Here is an 18345-nt window from a genome sequence, read left to right on the forward strand (position 1 = left end):
GGCGTCAGGCTAGCCGCGTCCGATCCAGGGCATCTTGGTCGCCTGGATGGTGAGGAACTGCACCGTCGTGTCCATGGGCAGGTTGGCCATGAACACGACGGCCTCGCCGACATGTTCGGCCGGCATGCGCGGCTCCACCTTCAGGCTGCCGTCGGACTGCTTCACCCCATGGCCCTGGGCCATGCGTTCGGTCATCGGCGACACGGCGTTGCCGATGTCGATCTGGCTGACCGCGATGTCGTATTTGCGCCCGTCCAACGCCGCCGTCTTGGTCAGCCCCGTCACCGCATGCTTGGTCGCCGTATAGGGAATGGAATCGGGCCGGGGCGCATGGGCCGAGATCGAACCGTTGTTGATGATGCGCCCCCCCATGGGCGACTGCGCCTTCATCACCCGGAAGGCTTCCTGAATGCACAGGAACACCCCGGTCAGATTGACGTCGACGACGCGCTTCCAATCCGCGACTTCCAGGTCCTCCAACAGAATTCCCGGCGCATTGGCGCCGGCGTTGTTGAAGATCACGTCGACCCGGCCATGGGCGTCCGTGGTCGCCTTGAACATGGCCTTGATCGCGTCCGGATCGGTCACGTCCGTGGGCTGAACCAGGGCCCGGCCGCCGGCGTCGCCCGCAAGGGCCTTGGTTTCCTCCAGCATGTCGCCGCGGCGGCCGGCCAGGGTCACCGAATAGCCGTCGGCGAGCAGCGCCAGGGCGGCGGCTCGGCCGACGCCGGTGCCGGCCCCCGTGACGATGGCGATCTTGGATGCGGGAGTATGGGATTGCGGGCTCATGGAACGTCTCCTGGATGCAGATCTTGATGCAGATCATTTTTTGGGATGTGATAGGTTTATAGACTACCGCCCACCGACGAACAGAGAGATTCGATACCATGACCTACTCACTCGATGCCTTCGCCAAGGATCTGAAACAGGTTCTGACCCAGGGGCAGAGCCCCGCCCAGCTTGAGGAAAGCCGCAAGCTTGTGGAAAAGGCGCTGAAGGATCCCGGGTTCGTCAAAGCCAACCTGGGCGATGACGCCGAAGGCGAGCGCAAGATCGTTTATGAAGACCCGGACCTGGGATTCTGCATCCTGACCCATGTGTACAAGGGCGCCAAAACCGGCAACCCACACGACCATGGCCCGTCCTGGGCCATCTACGGCCAGGCCTTCGGCGAGACCAAGATGACGGAATACGACATTGTCGAGCCGCCCCAGGGCGACAAGCCCGGCAAGGTCAAGGAGCGCGAAAGCTACAAGATGGTCCCGGGCGATGCCCGCGTGTATCAGGTCGGCGACGTGCACTGCCCGGAACGCCACAGCGAAACCCGCCTGATCCGCATTGAGGGCATGAACATGAACGGCGTCAAGCGCACGCCCCTGGTGCCCGCCTGATTGAGGCCAAGCGGGCGGCCTAACGGTCGCTCGACTGGATGCCCTGCAATTTTTCCAGGCTGTCCGACGTCAACTGTAGCGATACGTTGCCGACGGCGGAACGAATGATCAGATCGACGAACCATACGCCGGGCGTCAGTTCCTGCGGCGTGCCGATGTCGATACCGACCACGTCTTCGATGTCGATGGACAGGTTCTTGTTGTCGTGAAACGAGATGGCGGCGACGGTTTTTTTCGTTTCGGCGCTTGTCATGGGCAGGTCCTCGGGTCACTTGTGTGTACGGTCGGCGAGCCGATAGGAGCAGCCGACAGGGGTCGGACAGCGGACAGCTTGCCTGCGCCGCGCCGCCGCCGCAACCCGTCATTGGCCTAAAAATTACGGTATCCGCCGCGTCAAACCCGGCGGGATCAGCCGAGAACGGCCTGGGCCAGCACCCCGGCCAGCAGCGATCCGGCCAGCCCGAGCACGATGTACCACAGGAAGGTTGGCCGCTTGACCAGGGCCCAGACGGCCATGGCGGCGGGAATGGAGGTGACCCCGCCCGCGATCATGAAGGCCATGGCCGGACCCGGCGCCATGCCCAGGTCCATCAGTCCGTCAATGGTGGGGATCGCCGCGAAGCCGTTGAGGTAGGCCGGCACCCCGACCGCCACGGCGGCCGGAATGGTCCACCATTCGCCACCGCCGAGCCAGCGCCCGACCTGATCGGCGGGGATATAGGCGACCATCAGGCTTTCGATCAGGAAGGCCAGGGTCAGCCACTTGAACAGGAACCAGCCGGTTGTCCAGCTTTCGTCCCGGAACAAGGTCATCCGTTCGGGCTGACGCCAGAACCCCCATTCCACGGGTGCGCCGGCCAATGCCTTCTTGCGCGCGCCGCAGCATGACGTGACCGCCCCCTTCAGAGGATCGGCAAAGGCGCCCCGGGCGACCAGGACGTGCGTGCCGTAACCCGCGCCCAGGCCCATGACCACCGCGGCGGCGGCCTTGAACAGGGTGAACGGCAGGCCGAACACGGCCGCCATCAGGATGAAGATCTGCGGGTCCATCAGCGGCGAAGCGATCCAGAACGCCATGACCGGCGCCAACGGCACCCCGGCCGCCAGCAGCCCGGCGATGATCGGCACGACCCCACAGGAACAGAAGGGGGAAAAGGCGCCGACAAGAGCCGCCAGGAAGATCGCCGTCATGGGCCGGCTGGTGAACGCGCGGGCGATCTGGCGGTCCAGGCCGGTGGCCTTGGTCCAGGCGGCGGCCAACACCGACATCAGAAAGAAGGGGGCGATGAACCCGTAGGCATCGGCGACGAACAGGATGCTGGCGGCGGCCTGATCCCGGTTGAGGACGGCAAGCAGCGCAAGTCCGGCCAGGATGACCAGTAGCACGCGGTCGGCCCGCTTCAGTCGATCCAGAACGCCGGGCCGGGCCGAAGGGGCGGGCTGTTCGGTGGGGGATTGCAACGGGGGGGTGAGGATGGTTTCGCTCATCGCGGGTCTCTTGTCGTCAGGGGGTGGCGGTTTTGGCGGACGGCGCGGTGCAGGTCGTCGTGACGCCCGTGCAGCATTCGTCGGCGAGAAAGCCGATCAGGCCGTGCATGGCGGCGAAGTTGGCGCGGCAGCGCAGGGTACGGCCCTCCCGCGACTGATCGACCAGTCCCGCCCAGACCAGGCGGGATACGTGGTGCGACAAGGTCGAGCCGGGAATCTGCAAATGTTCCTGAATATCGCCGACGGCGAGGCCGTCCTCCCCCGCCTTGACCAGCAGGCGGAAGGCGAGAAGGCGGTGCGGGTTGCCCAGTTCGGCAAGCTGTCTGGCGGCGAGTTCCGTATCCATGGCGTGCAGTTTAAGGCGATCATCCGCCTTTTGCAACGACATTTCTAGAATTATCGAAATGATATGAAAGCCCCCGAATATCCATCAATTCCGGGCCATACATCCATGACTTGCGATCAGGTAGACCTAGGCCTTTCGGCTAATGTAAACAGTGACGAATTCATGACATCATACAAAGGTAAGCCCGGCGGATCGCCGCAATTTGACCGGGCAGAGAAGGCGCATTCATGGGGTCCACCGTCACCATAAAATCCACGTTTCTTGAAGCCGGAAGCAATCTTCCGTCCTTTCATCGTGCCGTGCTGGATTATTGGCAGAGCCTCCGCGGCGACAGGGCCGCCCCCCCGTTGTCCGAATTCGACCTGGCGAAGTTGGATCCGGAAACCGTCCGTTTCATGAATATTACCGACATCACCCCTGAACCGTTGGCATCCGTTTACAGGTTCTGGGGATCGGGCCTGACCGCGGCCTTCGGCGCGGATTATTTGGGCCGCTCGCCCATAGAGGTGCCGCCCAAGGCCATCGGCCTGAGCGCGCGCGGCGGCTGCGGCCGGCTGGCCTACGAGATGACCCCCCATTGCGAAGTCAAACAGTTCGAGACCCTTGCCGGATACCGGGGCCGCGCGGTGATCCTGCGCCTGCCCTGTTCCAACGACGGCGTTACGGTCGCCAACGGCATCGGCGTGTTCAAGTTCGAGCACGTCAACCCGGACGCCGACCTGAGCGCCTTCTTCGACGAAGTCTTCGGCCCGCTCGACGCCGTCTCGATCCCCTAACCGCCCCCGCGCCAATCGGTCTTCGGATCAGGCCGCCGTCGCCCGGCCCTTCAGGAACGGCCGGTCGCCGCCCGCCGTGGTACGGTGCATCCGCCGGGGCATGTTTTCGTCGTAATCGCGCACGGCGTAATGCATGGTCGCGCGGTTGTCCCACATCACCAGATCGCCTTCCTGCCAGCGGTGGCGGTAGATATTTTCCGGCCGCGTCGCATGGGCCATCAGGAAGTCCAGCAACGGCCGGCTTTCCTCCATGGTCATGTCCACGAAGTTCGTGGTGAAGAAGGTATTGACGTAGAGCGCGTCGCGCCCCGTTTCCGGATGGGTGCGCACCACCGGATGGCGGAACGAGGCTAGGTTCGCCGGAATCTGCGGTGAATCCGTGTCCGGTTCGGCCAGATTACGCCGCCGGATGGCGTCCGGCGAATGCATGGCGTCGAGCCCGCGCAGCATGTCCTGCATGGCCGGCGACAAGGTTTCCAGCGCCCGGTACATGTTGCAGAACAGGGTATCGCCCCGGCCTTCGGGCACGATGCGCGCATGCAGCAGCGACAGCGCCGGCGGCTGTTCCGAGGCCGAGATGTCGGAATGCCAAAAATCGTTGCGGGCCCCCCGGCGGCCCGGCTTGGTTTCCAGCACGATGACCTCGGGGTTCTCGTTGTTGACGCCGGCGCGGGAACCGTAGGGATGGGGCTCCGCCGGCCCGAACCGCTGGGAAAACCGGCTTTGTTCCGCGGGCGTCAGGTCCTGGCCGGGAAACACCAGCACCAGATACTCATTCAGAGCGTCGGAAACGGCGGCAAAAGTTGCGGCGTCGAGATCCTGTGACAGGTTGACGCCGGAAATCCGGGCGCCCATGGCGCCGGTCAGGGGTTGCACTTGGAACGGATAGTCGCGGCTCATCTTGTGGCCTCCCATGCTTGAACCGATACGGCCCATTTATTTGTTTTTATGGAAGGGCCGGTTAGTTTCCGCCCGGCGCAACATCCGGGCGACGGCATCATTCTTACCCCTCATCAGCGCGTAGTCCAGCGCCCTGCGTCCCCAGCGGTCCGTGACCAGGGGGTCCGCCCCGGCCAGAATCAGATATTCGGCAATCGCGGGATAATTGCCGTGGGCCGCCAGGATCAGGGGCGTGACCTTGTCCGCGTCCCGCCAGCCGACCCGCGCCCCGGCGCGGACCAGTACGGCCACCATGTCGAACCGCCCCAGCAGCACCGCGTGGTGAAGAGGTGCCCGCCAGTCCGTGCCGACCACGTTGGGGTCGGCCCCCGCCTGTAACAGTTGGGTCAGCCGGTCCACATCGCCCGCGGCGGCGGCGCGCACCAGATCGAGGGTCGTCACGGTCCCCGGCAGGTCCGCCGCCCGGGCCGATCGCGGCACATCCACCGCCCCTAAGGCGGCAACGAGACATGTGAGGATGATCGATCTGCGCATGACGCCTCTTCTTCAATTGCGCGGGCCGAGGACCCCGGATAGGCTTCACCCATGGTCACGCTCCACGATTTTCTGCCTTCGGGCAATGGCTACAAGTGCCGGCTGATGCTGCGCTTCCTCGGCCGTCCCTTCACCCTGGTCGAGTACGACATCACCAAGGGAGAAACCCGCACGCCCGATTTCCTGGGAAAATTCAACGCCAACGGCCGCATTCCGGTGCTGGAGATGGAAGACGGCCGCTGCCTGTCGGAATCGGGAGCGATCCTGAATTTCCTGGCCCAAGGCACGCCGTTCCTGCCCGACGATCCCTGGGACCGCGCCAAGGTTCTGCAATGGATGTTCTTCGAACAATACACGCTGGAACCCTCCATCGCCGTGCGCCGGTTCTGGCTGACCGAACAGGACACGCCGCTGACCGAGATACAACAGGCGCAATTGCCGGCCAAGCTGGATCAGGGCCATGCGGCGCTGGGCGTCCTGGAACAAGGCCTCGCGAACGGCCCCTGGCTGGTCGGGGATCGCCCGACCATCGCCGACATAGCACTCTACGGCTACACCCACGTGGCGCCCGAGGGCGGCTATGACCTGGACGCCTATCCCAACGTCACGGCCTGGATCGGCCGGTTCCGCGACCTTCCCGGATACGTGCCCATCACACAACGCGATTTCGCCTGACCGACCCCTGCGCCTTGCCGCGTATCTGATCCGTCTAATTTACGCTATACTGGGCGGAAACCGCCCCGGCCAACGGCCGGGCGAGCAGACGGGAGACGCATCCATGAACGTGAAACACATCCTCGAACGCAAGGGCAGCGCCGTCACCACCATCCCCACCGGCGCCACCATCGGCGAAGCCGCGCGCACCTTGGCGCAGGCGCGGATCGGCGCCATCGTCGTGTCCGACGACGGCAGCACCATCAAGGGCATCCTGTCGGAACGCGACATCGTGCGCATGATCGGCACGGACGGCCCCGGCGCCCTCGACCGTCCGGTGACCGAGGCCATGACCGCCAACGTCATCACCTGCAAACCGGACGACCGCATCAACGTTCTGATGAGCATGATGACCCAGCGCCGCATCCGCCACCTGCCGGTGGCCGAAAACGGCAAGATGACGGGCCTGATTTCCATCGGCGACGTGGTCAAGGAACGCATGGACGAAATCGAATCCGACGCCGCCGCCATGCGCGACTACATCACCGGCATGACCGCCTGACGACCCTTCCAACCATAAGGACCAGCAGAACACCATGACCACCACGACCACGCCAGGGCAGGACCTGGTGCTTTATCATGCCTGGGCATCCTCCGCATCGCGCAAGGTGCGCATGTGCCTTCACGAAAAGGGCCTGACGTTCGAAGCCAAGATCGTCGACCTCAACAAGTTCGAACACCATGCCGACTGGTACAAGAAGTTGAACCCGTCGGGCATCGTGCCGGCGCTGATGGTCGACGGCCGCCCGCTGGTCGAAAGCAACTTCATCAACGAATACCTGGACGAGGCCTATCCCACGCCGCCGCTGCGGCCGACGGACCCGATGCTGCTGCACGACATGCGGCTGTGGGGAAAGTACATCGACGACACCTGCCTGCCGGCGATCCAGAAACACAACTGGATGCACCATTTCCACCCCATGGCCCGCGAATGGTCCGACGAAGAGCTGGAAAAACGCCTGGCCGCCATCCCGACCGCCAACCGCAAGCATGTGTGGTACCGCATGGCCCGCGATCCCTACACGGCGGAGGAACTGGAGGCGGCGCTGAACATCCTGCGCGACATGATGGATCGCATCGAGGCGCGGATCAAAGCCACCGGCTTCGTCACCGGCGACGCCTATTCCCTGGCCGATATCGCCGCCGCGCCCTACGTCATCCGCACGGAGGAACTGGCGCCGGAAGAGGTGTCGGCGGAAAAGCGGCCCCATGCCGCCAAGTGGTGGGCGGCGGTCAAGGCCCGCCCCGCCTACAAGGCCGCGCATATGGAGCCGTTCAACGACCAGTGCTGGTCTGGATGGATGCCGCCGGCGGCGTAGCCCCGGTGGGTCAAAAACACGTCATGATGACGGCGAAGGCCAACAATATGCCGACGAAAACCGCGGAGACATGCAGGGTGCTTTCATTGCGTCGCGGTGATTGCTGACATCACCGTCGGTTTTCTGAAGCGTCGCATTTCCCACCTCTTAGCCTTCCCCAATATCCTCATCCCAATCTGTTGGGCGCTCGCGCTTCAGCCGCGCCATGAGCTCAATACAGGATTGGTGGCCAAGAATTTCGACCTCGACGCCATGATCGCGGAGGAATTTCTCGTTGCCGCCGAAATTGATGTTCTCCCCGATAACGACGCGGGGAATCTTGAACTGCACGATGGTTCCGGAACACATCATGCAGGGCGATAGGGTCGTATAGAGCGTGGTGTCCCGGTAGCTTTTCTGCCGCCCGGCATTTTGAATGCAATCCATTTCGCCGTGAAGGATCGCGCTGTCCTTCTGAATCCGCTGGTTGTGGCCCCTGCCGATGACCGCACCGTCCCTGACCAGGACCGAGCCGATCGGCAGACCGCCCTCATCGAAGCTTTTTTCGGCGAGGCGATAGGCCTCGTCCATGAACTTGATGTCATCCGCGGCCATCGCCCATCACTCTCCGTTTTTCAGACGTCGGCACCCGTGCACCCCCGGCGGCACGATCAGCCGCTTCGGGCCTTGTCGATGCGGCGGGTGAATTCCTGAATCACGCGCTCGTAAAGGGCGCCCTTCAGAACCTTGTCCTCGACCCCGCCGTCGATGTTGGGGTTGTCGTTGACCTCGATCACGAACACGCCGGCCTCTGTTTCCTTCAGGTCCACGCCGTAGAGCCCGTCGCCGATCAGGGCGGCGGCGCGGCGCGCGGTCTCGACCACCACGGGCGGGGCCGCGTCGATCGGCATGGTTTCCCAGGCGCCGGAGACCGATTTTTCGCTGTCGACATGACGGTAGATCTGCCAGTGGGAGCGCGACATGAAGTACTGGCAGGCAAACAGGGGCTCCCCCCCGATCAGGCCGATCCGCCAGTCGTAGGGCGTGTACATGTATTCCTGGGCCAGGATCACGCGGGAGCGTTCGAACAGGCCCTCCGCATGGCGCAGGAAATCCTCCCGGTTCTCGGCCTTTTCGACCCCGCGGGAAAAGGCGCCGTCGGGAATTTTCAGAACCACGGGATAGCCCATCATGGCTTCGATTTCGGCCAGACGCTTGTCGTTGAAGGTCGACCGGTTGAGCAGTTCCGTGCGCGGCGTCGGCACGTTGGCCGCCTTCAATGCTTCCGACAGGTAGACCTTGTTGGTGCAGCGCAGGATCGAGCGCGGATCGTCGATCACCGGAATGCCTTCGACCTCGGCCTTGCGGGAAAAGCGGAAGGTATGGTGGTTCAGGGCCGTCGTCTCGCGGATGAACAAGGCGTCGAATTCGGGGATGCGCTGGATGTCCTTGGCGGTGATGAATTCGACCTCGACCCGCTGATCCGCCCCGGCCTTGGCCAGGCGTTTCAGCGCCACCTCGTCCGACGGCGCCAACCGTTCGTTGGGATCGACCAGAACCGCCAGTTCGTAAAGCGCCGACGGGCGGCTCTTGCGTTGCGACGCGGGCACCCGGACATAGGTACGCAGCGCATCCTCGAACACGGCGGCCAGGTCGTCGTTGATCTTGTTGATGCCGAGCGGATGGATCGCCTGAATCCGCCAGCGCTTGTCGCGCACGATCTGGATTTCCAGGATCGGATAGCGGAAGGCATCGAAGACTTCGGCGGCAAGCCGGCGGAACCGCGCATCGTCGGGCCGCCCGAAAAACACATGCAGTGCGAACCCGGTCGTGGGCGGGCTGGCCAGCCGCTTCATCGTCGCCTGCAGGATGCGTTCCAGATCGGGGACCGCATAGGCGTAGGACCCCCGCTTGTCCAAATCGATGATGTCGACCACCGTCGGCATGGGCAGGTCGCCGCGGGATTCCGACAGCAGCGAGCAGTAATACCCCGCCGACAGATACTTGTAGCGGCGGCACAGGTTGATGACGCGGAGCGGCCGTTTGTTCGGCGTGCGCTTTTCGGCGATGAAGGCGTCGACCGTCTGGATGTTCAGGCCCTCCTGATTCCAGCGCCAATCGGAAAGGCGGTCGACGACAATGACGCTGCGGGCCATCAGGCGCTCCTCTTTTTCGGGCCGATGACAACCACCGCATATTGCTTTGACCCGCCGTAGCGCATCATGCGGTCGAACTCCTCGAGACGGATGGGAATACCGAAACAGACCGTTTCGGTCTCTCCCTCGTCGGTATCGACATAGGGTTCGTGGACATAGACGAAACGGTCGTCGAAGCCGGTGATGGCCATCCAGTGCGGCGCCTTGTAGCCCGTCAGGCGATAGGCGCTGATCAGAACGATGGGGACATGACCCTTTTCGAACCGGCGGCGCAGGTCCGCGAGCGCGGGCGGCGCATGCTTGACGCGCACGCCGGTCCTGCCGATTTCCTCGATGAAATCGGCCTGGACCAGACGGATGACTTCCTTCTTCTCCTCGTTACGCACGCCATTGGCGAACATCGCCCCGTCCTCGCTGACGAACATCTCGACGGTGAACCCCCGCTTCCAGGCGGACAGCGCCAGGCCGTAGGGTCCGCAGCCGCCGTGGCCCGACGTCATGAAGATGGTGGTCGACTCGCGCCACAGGCGCAGTTCGAACGTCCGGTCGAGCACCAGATCCGGCTCCTGGGCCTTCATGGCCATCATCAGGCAGGCCGGGCCACAGGTGAATTCCAGGGTCTGGGCATAATAGGGAACAAGCGCGTCGTCGGCCGAAAGATGCGGCGCCAGCGCCTTTTCCATGCGCACCGCGTCGACGTGATCCTCGTAATAGTCCGGATAGGTCGAAAAGGCGCGGTAGCCGGCCTTTTCGTAAAACGCGAGGGCGCGCGCGTTGTCCCGCCGCACTTCCAGCCGCATCATCACGAAGCCCTTTTCCAGGGCGATTTTTTCCGACTGGGCCAACAACACGCGGGCGATGCCGCCGCGCTGGTGGGTGGGCAGGACGGCAAACGAATAGAGGCGCGTCATCGACGTGTTGCGGTGGAACAGCACAAGACTGTAACCGGCAATGGCGCCGTCCACCTCGTCGACGATGAGGGACGCGTTACCGCGCGTCAGCAGGTAACGGAAGTTGCGCGGCGACAGCCTGTCGGTGTCGAAGCACTGCTGCTCCAGGTCCGCGAGGACCGGAACATCTTCCAAGGTGGCGTTGCGGATCACGGTGGAACCTGCGCGACTTTCAAGGGACATACAAATCAGCGGAGGGCCGGGCCCGGGCCGGCGACATTCCGCGCACGGTATTACGCCCGAACAGGTACCTCAAAAGTCGGCTCTTGGCTATAAGCCGTCGTCGATTCCCGCCATGCGGTGCGCGCGCGGCAGCCCCCTCGAAACCAGGGGGCGCGGGGGCTATTCCTCGGGCTTCAGGGCCAGGGATGCCGAGTTGATGCAATAGCGCAGACCCGTCGGCTCCGGCCCGTCCGGGAACACGTGGCCCAGATGGGCGTCGCATTTGGAACACACGACCTCGACCCGGCGCATGAAGAAGCTGACGTCCTCGTGCTCGGCCACGGCGTCCTTGCTGACCGGCTGATAATAGCTGGGCCAGCCGGTGCCGCTGTCGAACTTGGTGTCGGATGAAAACAGCGGCTCGCCGCAACAGACGCAGACATAGGTGCCCGGCGCCTTCTCGTCATGGTACTTGCCGGTGAACGCGCGCTCGGTGCCCTTCAGGCGGGTCACCTTATACTGCTCGTCGGTCAGTTGCTGGCGCCATTCGGCGTCGGATTTCTCGATCTTGCCGGTCATCTTACGTTTCCACCAATTAAGGTCCTGACCGATCATATAGGACGGCCACGCCCCCTGACGAGGCCCCTCGCGGGAAGTTTACCGGAAGGTGGCTACCCTACTTTTCCGCCAGCTTCTGATAACCGTCGCGGGTCTGCGGCAGTTTGCGGCCCAAAATCTGGGTCGCCACCATGTTGCGCAGGACCTGTGCGGTGCCGCCGCCGATGGTGAACATGCGGGCGTCGCGGTACATGCGTTCCATGGGCAGGTTGCGGGAATAGCCCATGGCACCGAACACCTGAAGCGCCTCCGACGTCACCTTGATGGCCATTTCCGAGGTGAAGATCTTGGCCTGGGCGGCCAGGGTCATGTCGGGGAAACCGCTTTGGTCCGTCTCGGCGCTGGCGGCGGCGCGGTAGATCAGCGTCTGCGCCGCCGTGATCTGGGTCGACATGTCGACCAGCATCCATTGCAGGCCCTGAAATTCGGCGATGGGGCGGCCGAACTGTTCGCGTTCCTGGGCGTAAGCCAAGGCCTTTTCGTAGGCCCCCTGGGCGATGCCCAAGGCCACCGTGCCGGCGCCCACGCGCTGCGAGTTGTAGGCCGTCATCAGGCCCGCGAAGCCGCGGCGGATGCCCTGGGGCGGGATCACGGCCATGGATTCAGGAACTTCCAGGTCCTTGAAATGAACCTGGCATTCCGGGATGCCGCGCAGCCCCATGGCCGGTTCCCGCGTGCCGATGATCAGGCCCGGATGCTCGTTGCGGATCGCGAGGAAGCCGCCGATGCCCTGTTCCTCGCCGTTTTCGAACACGCGGGCGAAGATCAGGTGAACCTTGGACACGCCGCCGCCGGTGATCCAGTGCTTGGTGCCGTTGATGATGTATTTGTCGCCGACCTTGTCGGCGCGGGTCGTCATGTCGGTGGCGGCGCTGCCGGCATTGGGTTCGGTGATGCAGATGGCGGGTTTGTCGCCGGCCAGCACATGTTCAGCGCAAAGCTTCTTCTGTTCCTCGGAGCCGTAGCGCATGACGGCGGAAATGGCGCCCATGTTGGCCTCGACCACGATGCGGCCGGTAACGCCGCACTGCTTGGCCATTTCCTCGACCACCAGAACGGCGTCCAGGAACGACCGGCCCTGCCCGCCGTAGGCTTCGGGGATCGTCATGCCCATGAAGCCGGCGTCCTTCAGCAGCGCAACGTTGTCCCAGGGATATTCCTCGGTACGGTCGACCTCGGCGGCGCGGTCGGCCACCGCGCCCTCGGCGAGGGCACGGGCCTTGGCGCGCAAGTCTTTCTGGTCGTCGGTCAGGTCGAACATGGCGGAATCCCTCTTTGTTAAATCAGTCCGTCGTCACGCAGCTTGGCGCGGTCTTCGTCGCTCAGTTCCAGAAGCTCGGCCAGGACCTCGTCCGTGTGCTGGCCCAGGGTCGGCGGTGGGCGGCGGTAGGAAACGGGCGTTTCCGACAGCTTGATGGGGTTGCCCAGAAGCGCCACCTTGCCGCCCTTGGCGAGCGGCTGGTCCATTTCGATCTTCATCTCGCGATGCTGGATCTGCGGATCGTTGAAGGTCTGTTCCAGATTATAGACCGGGGCGGCGGGCACATTGCGCTGTTCCAGGCCCTCGATCCATTCCTGGGTGGTCTTGTTCGGCGTGACCTGTTCCAGCTTGGCGACCAGTTCGTCCCGGTTGACCAGCCGCTTCGGATTGGTGTCATAACGCGGATCGGTCGCCAGTTCGGGCACGCCCGCGAACTCGCAGAACCGGGAATACTGCCCGTCGTTGCCGGCGGCCAGATAGAAATAGCCGTCCTTGGTCGGGAATACCTGATAGGGCACGATGTTGGCGTGCTGGTTGCCGCGCCGCTTGGGCAGGTCGCCCGAGGTGAAATAGTTCAGCGCCTCGTTGGACGCCCAGGCCACGGTGGTGTCGAGCAGGCCCAGGTCGATGTTCTGGCCCTGGCCCGTCTTGTCGCGGTGGCGGAGTGCGGCCAGGATCGCGGTCGAGGCGTACATGCCGCACATGATGTCGGAAATGCCGACGCCGACGCGCACCGGCTCCCCATCCGGGCTGCCGGTCAGGGACATGATCCCGCCCATGGCCTGGGCCAGGGCGTCGTAGCCGGGCCGCTTGGCGTAGGGCCCCGTCTCGCCGAAGCCGGAAATGTGGCAGTAGACCAGGCCGGGGAACTCGTCCTTCAGGTCGGCATAGCCGAGGCCGAATTTCTCCAGCCCGCCGACCTTCAGGTTATGCGCCATCACGTCGCAATGCTTCAGAAGCCGCTTGATCAGGGCGACGCCCTCGGGCCGGGAGAAATCGACCGTGACCGAGCGCTTGTTGCGGTTGACCGCCAGGTAATAGGCGCTTTCATCCAGGTCCCCGCCGTCTTCGGCCGTCAGGAACGGCGGCCCCCAGCTGCGCGTGTCGTCACCGACGCCGGGGCGCTCGATCTTGATCACGTCGGCGCCCAGATCGCCCAGCAACTGGGCACAGGTCGGCCCCGCCAGGATGCGGGTCATGTCGAGGATGCGGATTCCCGCCAAAGGGCCGGCGGGTCGGGTGGTGGTTTCGGTCATGGATGTTTCCGTTGGGATGCGGGCGGGACATGAAGGAGACGCATGCTACACCCCCGATCTGCCCAGGCAAAGACCGCGCGGCCAAAATGAAACGCTAAACCGGCGGTTAGCCGGCCGCGGTCAGGTCCGTGTGGGCCGGCTTGCCCTGAACACCCTTGTACAGGATGCTCTGGCGCAGCTTCATGATGCGCGCGTATTCGGCCAACGCCGCTTCGTCCATGTCCGCGTCGGGCGGGGTTTCATGGATGAAGTTGCCGTGGGTGTCGGTGCCGCGGACCAGCCAGGCGCAGTCCTTGTCGGCGTTGATCTGCGACACGTCGGGACGGATGTAGCGGATGGCGAAGCCGATGCGCCGGTCGTCCGTGACATTGGGCGTGGAGGCATGGGCAATCAGCACGTGATGCAGCGAAACCTCGCCGGGGTTGAGCGGCATGTAGGCCGCCTCGTCCTCGTTGACCTCGACCGCCAGTTCCTGGCCGCGGGTCAGAAGGTTGTTCTTGTCCAGGGTGTCGCGGTGGTCGACCTGGTTCCATTTGTGGCTGCCGGGCAGGACCTTCATGCAGCCCGCTTCCACGGTCGCCGGCGACAGCGCGACCCAGGCGGTCAGCACATCGGGCTTGGACAGGCCCCAATAGGTCGCGTCCTGATGCCAGGACACGAAACCCGGGTCGTGCGCGTCCTTGACGAACAGCGAGCAGCCCCAGGCCAGGATATCCGGGCCGAGCACGTCCTCGACCGCGTCGAGAATTTTCGGATGGGACACCAGTTCCGCCGCCCAGGTCTGCAACAGGTAGAGCTTCTGTCCCTTGGACAGTTCGTACCAGCCGCCCTGAGCCGTCTCGTAGGCTTCGAAGCGGCGGCGGTAGGACAGCGCCTCGTCCGCCGACATGATCGGCACCGGCGCGACGTAGCCGTCCTCGCGGAATTGAGTGACCTGTTGTTCCGACAACAGTTTCGGCATGGAGTCCTCCCAAGGATCGTGCGGATGTTCCGGTTTTTCGGAATTCTACGCGGGCCAGCCTGTTTCGACCAGTCCCAGCCCATGATTGGGCCCCAACCGCGCCTGTGCCGCAAGCGAGATTTGCTTAACGCCTGCCCAAGGAATCCTAATGCAAGGGCGGCGGCGAATCAGGTGTCAGCGGATCAGGTGACGTTGAAGTCGCTGTCGTCGAGCGCGGCGCCATCGGTATCCGTCAGTTCGATTTCCATGTCGACCTGGGCATCCCCGTCGGCATCGATTTCCAGGATCTTGGTCTGATCGTTGAACCGCGCCTGGGTGTTGCCGCCGCCGTCGAAGCCGTGGGTTTCGTCGCCCAGGAAGGCGAACACGCCGGTCACGAAGCCCGAAAAATCGAGAATATCGACGGAATTCCCGGCACCGCCGGCGTCGAAGTCCTCGATCACGTCGCGCAGGGCCGCCCCGGTGCCCGATTCATCCGCCGAGCGGTAGATGAACACGTCCCGCCCCTCGCCGCCGATCAGGATGTCCTGGCCCAGGCCGCCGGTGATCGTGTCGTCGCCGTCGCCCGTTTCCACGATGTCGTCGCCGTCGCCCGCGTCGATCACGTTGTCGCCGCCATAGGCCCAGATGTCGTCGTTGCCGGCGCCGCCGAACACGATGGCGCCGCCGTCGTCCAGGGTCACGAAATCGTCGCCGTCACCGGCGTCGATGTAATTTTCGCCGTACCCGGTTTCGATGTCGTCGTCCCCGGCGCCGCCGTAAATTTCGTTGTCGCCGTTACCGACGATGATGATGTCGTTGCCATCGCCGCCGTCGATGTAATTGTCGCCGTCGCCGGCATCCAGATCGTCGTTGCCGGCGCCGCCGAAGATGCGGTTGTCGCCGTCATCGACGATGACAAGATCGTCGCCGTCGTCACCATGGATCGTGTTCTCGCCGTTCAGCCCGTCGATCAGGTCGTTACCGGCCCCGCCATGGATCACGTTGTCGCCGTCGCCGATCAGAATCTCATCGTCGCCGTCGCCGCCCTCGACGTAATTGTCGCCGTCGCCCAGGTCGACCACGTCGTTGCCGATCCCCGCGAACACGCGGTTGTCGCCGTCGCCGGCGGAAAGATCGTCATTGCCGGCGCCGCCGATCAGCTCGTTGTCGCCGTTTCCGAATTCCCCGGCTTCGACAACGTCGTCGCCGTCACCGCCGTCGACGTAATTGTCGCCGTCGCCCAGGAATATCTCGTCGTTGCCGGCCCCGGCCAGCACCGTGTTCGCGCCGTTGCCGCCGCGCAGGATGTCGTCGCCGTCACCGCCGTCGAGGAAATTGTCCCCGGCGCCGCCGATCAATTCGTCATTGCCGCCGAGCCCGTAGATCGTGTCGTCGCCGCCAAGCCCGTCGATGGCGTCGTCGACCGACGACCCGATCAGCAGATCGCCGCCCTGGGTCGCCGTGTCGGGCACGTCCTCGACCGTGACGACGAAGGTTTCCGTGCGGCTGAGGCCGCCCGCGTCGGTCGCCGTGACCTCGACGGAAACCGAAGGCGTCGTCTCGAAGTCGAGCGTGACGCCGTCCTTCAGCTTCAGTTGCCCGGCGACGATTTCGAACCGCGCGTCACTGACCGCAAGCGTATGACTGTCGCCGGCGTCGGGGTCGGTCACGCTGAGCGTCCCGACGACCCAACCCGGCTCGTTCTCGCGTACGGGTGAGGCGTCGAGCGCGATATCCGACGGCGCCTGATTGGCGTCCGGCAGGGTCAGAACGAAGGCCGCGGTGACGGCGGCACTGGCGCCGTTGGACTGTTCCGTGGCGGTCGCCGTGACCTGGACCGTGACGTCGCCGGAAACGCCCGTGGGCGGGGTCAGCATCAGCCCGGCAAGGTCGCCAGGGGCCAGGGTGAAGGTGCCGTTGGCGTTCGCCGTGCCCGCCGACAGCAGGCTTCCGGCCGGCAAGCCGGACAGGGTCAGGCTGAGAACTTCCGAACCGTCCGTGTCGGTCAAGGCGGCGGCGATGTCGAGCGCCAGGGGCTGGCCCGCCTGACCGGACACGCCCTGAACCGTCAGGACCGGCTGATCGGCGGAGGCCTCTATCTCGAAGGTGACGGTGGCGGTGGACTGGGCGCCCGAACCGTCAACGACGGTATAGGTGAACCCGGCCGGGCCGGAATGGTTCGCGGCGGGCGTGAACACCACGTCGCCGTTCGCGTTCAGGGCGACCGTGCCGCCCTGGGGGTTGCCGAGGGCGGCGATGGTCAGCACGTCGTTGGCGTCCGCGTCCGTGTCGTTGGCAAGAAGATCGCCCGCGGAAATCACCAGGGCCGTATCCTCGACCCCGTTCGCGATCACGTCGGCGGCGGCCACGGGACCATCGTTGGTGCCGGTGATGGTGAGGGTGACCAGGCCTTCGTCCGAATCGCCGTCCGCGTCGGTGACGCGATAGGTGAAGGTCTGCGTCGCCGTTTCGCCGGCGCCCAGGTGATTGAACGCCTGGCCCGGATCATAGGTGAAGGTGCCGTCGGCATTGAAGGTCAGATCGCCCTGAGCCGGGCCGCTGACCAGCGCGACCGAGGCCACCAGATCTGGCACCAGATCGTTCGCCAGGACAGAGCCGGACACGGCGGCATCCTCGCCCGCCGTCACGAAAACGTCGTCGTTCGCCGTCACGCCCTGGTCGGCGGGATCGATCTCGACCCCGTCGACGACGATTTTCAGGTTCTCGAATTCCTTGGCCTTCAGGCCGAAGGCGGAGAACGTGAACCATTTGCCGTCGGCTTCGCCCCGGCGGCCCGTGTGATCGTCGATGAAGTCCAGATAATCGCGGACGTCCTGCTGCACGTCGGCGCGCAGCCATTCGGCCTGGGTCAGGTCCAGGCGCAAGGTATCCACGCCCTTACCGCCTTCGTAGGTGTCGCGGCTGCCGGCGTTGTCGCCCATCACGTAGACGGCGGTGTCGTCGCCCTTGCCGCCTTTGACATGATCGCTGCCCGCACCGCCGGACAGGATGTCGTCACCCTTGTCGCCGTCGATGAAGTCCCGGCCGCTGCCGCCATTGATGACGTCGTCGCCGCTGCCGCCGTGCAGGTGGTCGTCGCCGCTGCCGCCGTCGACCACGTCGTCGCCGCTGCCGGCATGAACCAGATCCCGGCCGTCGCCGCCGTCGATGTCGTCGTCGCCGCTGCCGCCGTCGATATGGTCGTTGCCGGTGCCGCCGGACAGCACGTCATTGCCGCTGCCGCCGTCGACATGGTCGTTGCCCGACCCGCCGGACACGGTGTCGTCGCCGTGGTCGCCGTGGACATGGTCGTTTCCAGACCCGCCCTCGATCACGTCGTCGCCGTTGCCGCCATAAATCCTGTCGTCGCCGCCGGCGCCGTCGAGCGTATCGTCCCCGCCGCGGCCCACAATTTTGTCGCGGCCGTTGCCGCCGACGATCACGTCATCGCCGTTGCCGCCGTATGGCGGTTGCGGCGGCGCGGGCGGGGCCGGCGGGGAGAATTTCGCGATAAGGGCAGCGAACAATTTGAAAAGAAACATGGGTGTGCTC

19 protein-coding genes are annotated in these 18345 nt (G+C 64.6%); 5 read left to right on the forward strand and 14 right to left on the reverse strand.

Annotated features, from left to right (window positions below):
• Positions 1-9: 9 nt before the first annotated feature.
• Positions 10-789 (reverse strand): SDR family oxidoreductase, encoded by a 780-nt coding sequence (locus RJ527_04965; protein WND77097.1) that lies wholly within the window; start codon positions 787-789, stop codon positions 10-12.
• A 98-nt stretch (positions 790-887) separates the two neighbouring features.
• Between RJ527_04965 and RJ527_04970 the strand changes: the two genes are divergently transcribed.
• Complete coding sequence (locus RJ527_04970) at positions 888-1391, forward strand: hypothetical protein (GenBank protein ID WND77098.1); 504 nt, start codon at positions 888-890, stop codon at positions 1389-1391.
• 19 nt (positions 1392-1410) lie between these two features.
• Here the strand turns inward: RJ527_04970 and RJ527_04975 are convergent, their stop codons facing one another.
• The 3 genes from RJ527_04975 to RJ527_04985 form a co-directional block, all read right to left on the reverse strand.
• Entirely contained in the window at positions 1411-1644 is a 234-nt protein-coding gene (locus RJ527_04975) for a hypothetical protein (GenBank protein WND77099.1), read from the reverse strand.
• Positions 1645-1799: 155 nt separating this feature from the next.
• Positions 1800-2879 carry a permease gene (locus RJ527_04980; GenBank protein ID WND77100.1) on the reverse strand — a complete coding sequence of 360 codons (1080 nt, stop codon included), beginning with the start codon at positions 2877-2879 and terminating at the stop codon, positions 1800-1802.
• A gap of 16 nt (positions 2880-2895) precedes the next feature.
• A complete protein-coding gene (locus RJ527_04985; GenBank protein WND77101.1) occupies positions 2896-3267 on the reverse strand; it encodes a helix-turn-helix domain-containing protein in 372 nt (123 codons plus the stop codon).
• 353 nt (positions 3268-3620) lie between these two features.
• Between RJ527_04985 and RJ527_04990 the strand changes: the two genes are divergently transcribed.
• Positions 3621-4001: a hypothetical protein gene (locus RJ527_04990; GenBank protein WND77102.1), complete on the forward strand. Its 381-nt coding sequence runs from the start codon at positions 3621-3623 to the stop codon at positions 3999-4001.
• Positions 4002-4028: 27 nt separating this feature from the next.
• Here RJ527_04990 and RJ527_04995 read toward each other — a convergent pair whose 3' ends face one another.
• Entirely contained in the window at positions 4029-4901 is an 873-nt protein-coding gene (locus RJ527_04995; protein ID WND77103.1) for a TauD/TfdA family dioxygenase, read from the reverse strand.
• Between the two features lie 36 nt (positions 4902-4937).
• Entirely contained in the window at positions 4938-5435 is a 498-nt protein-coding gene (locus RJ527_05000; protein ID WND77104.1) for an ankyrin repeat domain-containing protein, read from the reverse strand.
• Between the two features lie 51 nt (positions 5436-5486).
• Between RJ527_05000 and RJ527_05005 the strand changes: the two genes are divergently transcribed.
• The 3 genes from RJ527_05005 (at position 5487) to RJ527_05015 (ending at position 7468) form a co-directional block, all read left to right on the forward strand.
• A complete protein-coding gene (locus RJ527_05005) occupies positions 5487-6110 on the forward strand; it encodes a glutathione S-transferase family protein (protein ID WND77105.1) in 624 nt (207 codons plus the stop codon).
• Positions 6111-6213: 103 nt separating this feature from the next.
• A complete protein-coding gene (locus tag RJ527_05010) occupies positions 6214-6651 on the forward strand; it encodes a CBS domain-containing protein (GenBank protein ID WND77106.1) in 438 nt (145 codons plus the stop codon).
• Positions 6652-6685: 34 nt separating this feature from the next.
• Entirely contained in the window at positions 6686-7468 is a 783-nt protein-coding gene (locus tag RJ527_05015) for a glutathione S-transferase family protein (protein ID WND77107.1), read from the forward strand.
• Between the two features lie 147 nt (positions 7469-7615).
• Here RJ527_05015 and RJ527_05020 read toward each other — a convergent pair whose 3' ends face one another.
• The 8 genes from RJ527_05020 to RJ527_05055 form a co-directional block, all read right to left on the reverse strand.
• A complete protein-coding gene (locus RJ527_05020) occupies positions 7616-8038 on the reverse strand; it encodes a nucleoside deaminase (protein WND77108.1) in 423 nt (140 codons plus the stop codon).
• 80 nt (positions 8039-8118) lie between these two features.
• Positions 8119-9603: a RimK family protein gene (locus RJ527_05025; protein ID WND77109.1), complete on the reverse strand. Its 1485-nt coding sequence runs from the start codon at positions 9601-9603 to the stop codon at positions 8119-8121.
• Positions 9603-10706 (reverse strand): GNAT family N-acetyltransferase/peptidase C39 family protein, encoded by a 1104-nt coding sequence (locus RJ527_05030; protein WND77110.1) that lies wholly within the window; start codon positions 10704-10706, stop codon positions 9603-9605. Before RJ527_05030 ends, RJ527_05025 begins: the two co-directional genes overlap by 1 nt.
• A 189-nt stretch (positions 10707-10895) precedes the next feature.
• Positions 10896-11294 carry a peptide-methionine (R)-S-oxide reductase MsrB gene (gene msrB, locus RJ527_05035; protein ID WND77111.1) on the reverse strand — a complete coding sequence of 133 codons (399 nt, stop codon included), beginning with the start codon at positions 11292-11294 and terminating at the stop codon, positions 10896-10898.
• 97 nt (positions 11295-11391) lie between these two features.
• On the reverse strand, positions 11392-12594 hold the full coding sequence (acdA, locus tag RJ527_05040) for a 3-sulfinopropanoyl-CoA desulfinase (protein ID WND77112.1): 1203 nt from the start codon (positions 12592-12594) through the stop codon (positions 11392-11394).
• A gap of 17 nt (positions 12595-12611) precedes the next feature.
• Entirely contained in the window at positions 12612-13850 is a 1239-nt protein-coding gene (locus RJ527_05045; GenBank protein ID WND77113.1) for a CaiB/BaiF CoA-transferase family protein, read from the reverse strand.
• 106 nt (positions 13851-13956) lie between these two features.
• On the reverse strand, positions 13957-14811 hold the full coding sequence (locus RJ527_05050) for a phytanoyl-CoA dioxygenase family protein (GenBank protein WND77114.1): 855 nt from the start codon (positions 14809-14811) through the stop codon (positions 13957-13959).
• Positions 14812-14993: 182 nt separating this feature from the next.
• Positions 14994-18335, reverse strand: a complete 3342-nt coding sequence (locus RJ527_05055; GenBank protein WND77115.1) for an Ig-like domain-containing protein — start codon at positions 18333-18335, stop codon at positions 14994-14996.
• Positions 18336-18345 lie beyond the last annotated feature (10 nt).

The organism is Thalassospiraceae bacterium LMO-SO8 (assembly GCA_031655335.1).
GTDB lineage: Bacteria > Pseudomonadota > Alphaproteobacteria > Rhodospirillales > Casp-alpha2 > UBA1479.

Coding starts and splice junctions, on each gene's coding strand:
- RJ527_04965 (WND77097.1), bottom strand. CDS start 789: ATGAGCCCGCAATCCCATACTCCCGCATCCAAGATCGCCATCGTCACG.
- RJ527_04970 (WND77098.1), top strand. CDS start 888: ATGACCTACTCACTCGATGCCTTCGCCAAGGATCTGAAACAGGTTCTG.
- RJ527_04975 (WND77099.1), bottom strand. CDS start 1,644: ATGACAAGCGCCGAAACGAAAAAAACCGTCGCCGCCATCTCGTTTCAC.
- RJ527_04980 (WND77100.1), bottom strand. CDS start 2,879: ATGAGCGAAACCATCCTCACCCCCCCGTTGCAATCCCCCACCGAACAG.
- RJ527_04985 (WND77101.1), bottom strand. CDS start 3,267: ATGTCGTTGCAAAAGGCGGATGATCGCCTTAAACTGCACGCCATGGAT.
- RJ527_04990 (WND77102.1), top strand. CDS start 3,621: ATGAATATTACCGACATCACCCCTGAACCGTTGGCATCCGTTTACAGG.
- RJ527_04995 (WND77103.1), bottom strand. CDS start 4,901: ATGAGCCGCGACTATCCGTTCCAAGTGCAACCCCTGACCGGCGCCATG.
- RJ527_05000 (WND77104.1), bottom strand. CDS start 5,435: ATGCGCAGATCGATCATCCTCACATGTCTCGTTGCCGCCTTAGGGGCG.
- RJ527_05005 (WND77105.1), top strand. CDS start 5,487: ATGGTCACGCTCCACGATTTTCTGCCTTCGGGCAATGGCTACAAGTGC.
- RJ527_05010 (WND77106.1), top strand. CDS start 6,214: ATGAACGTGAAACACATCCTCGAACGCAAGGGCAGCGCCGTCACCACC.
- RJ527_05015 (WND77107.1), top strand. CDS start 6,686: ATGACCACCACGACCACGCCAGGGCAGGACCTGGTGCTTTATCATGCC.
- RJ527_05020 (WND77108.1), bottom strand. CDS start 8,038: ATGGACGAGGCCTATCGCCTCGCCGAAAAAAGCTTCGATGAGGGCGGT.
- RJ527_05025 (WND77109.1), bottom strand. CDS start 9,603: ATGGCCCGCAGCGTCATTGTCGTCGACCGCCTTTCCGATTGGCGCTGG.
- msrB (WND77111.1), bottom strand. CDS start 11,294: ATGACCGGCAAGATCGAGAAATCCGACGCCGAATGGCGCCAGCAACTG.
- acdA (WND77112.1), bottom strand. CDS start 12,594: ATGTTCGACCTGACCGACGACCAGAAAGACTTGCGCGCCAAGGCCCGT.
- RJ527_05045 (WND77113.1), bottom strand. CDS start 13,850: ATGACCGAAACCACCACCCGACCCGCCGGCCCTTTGGCGGGAATCCGC.
- RJ527_05050 (WND77114.1), bottom strand. CDS start 14,811: ATGCCGAAACTGTTGTCGGAACAACAGGTCACTCAATTCCGCGAGGAC.
- RJ527_05055 (WND77115.1), bottom strand. CDS start 18,335: ATGTTTCTTTTCAAATTGTTCGCTGCCCTTATCGCGAAATTCTCCCCG.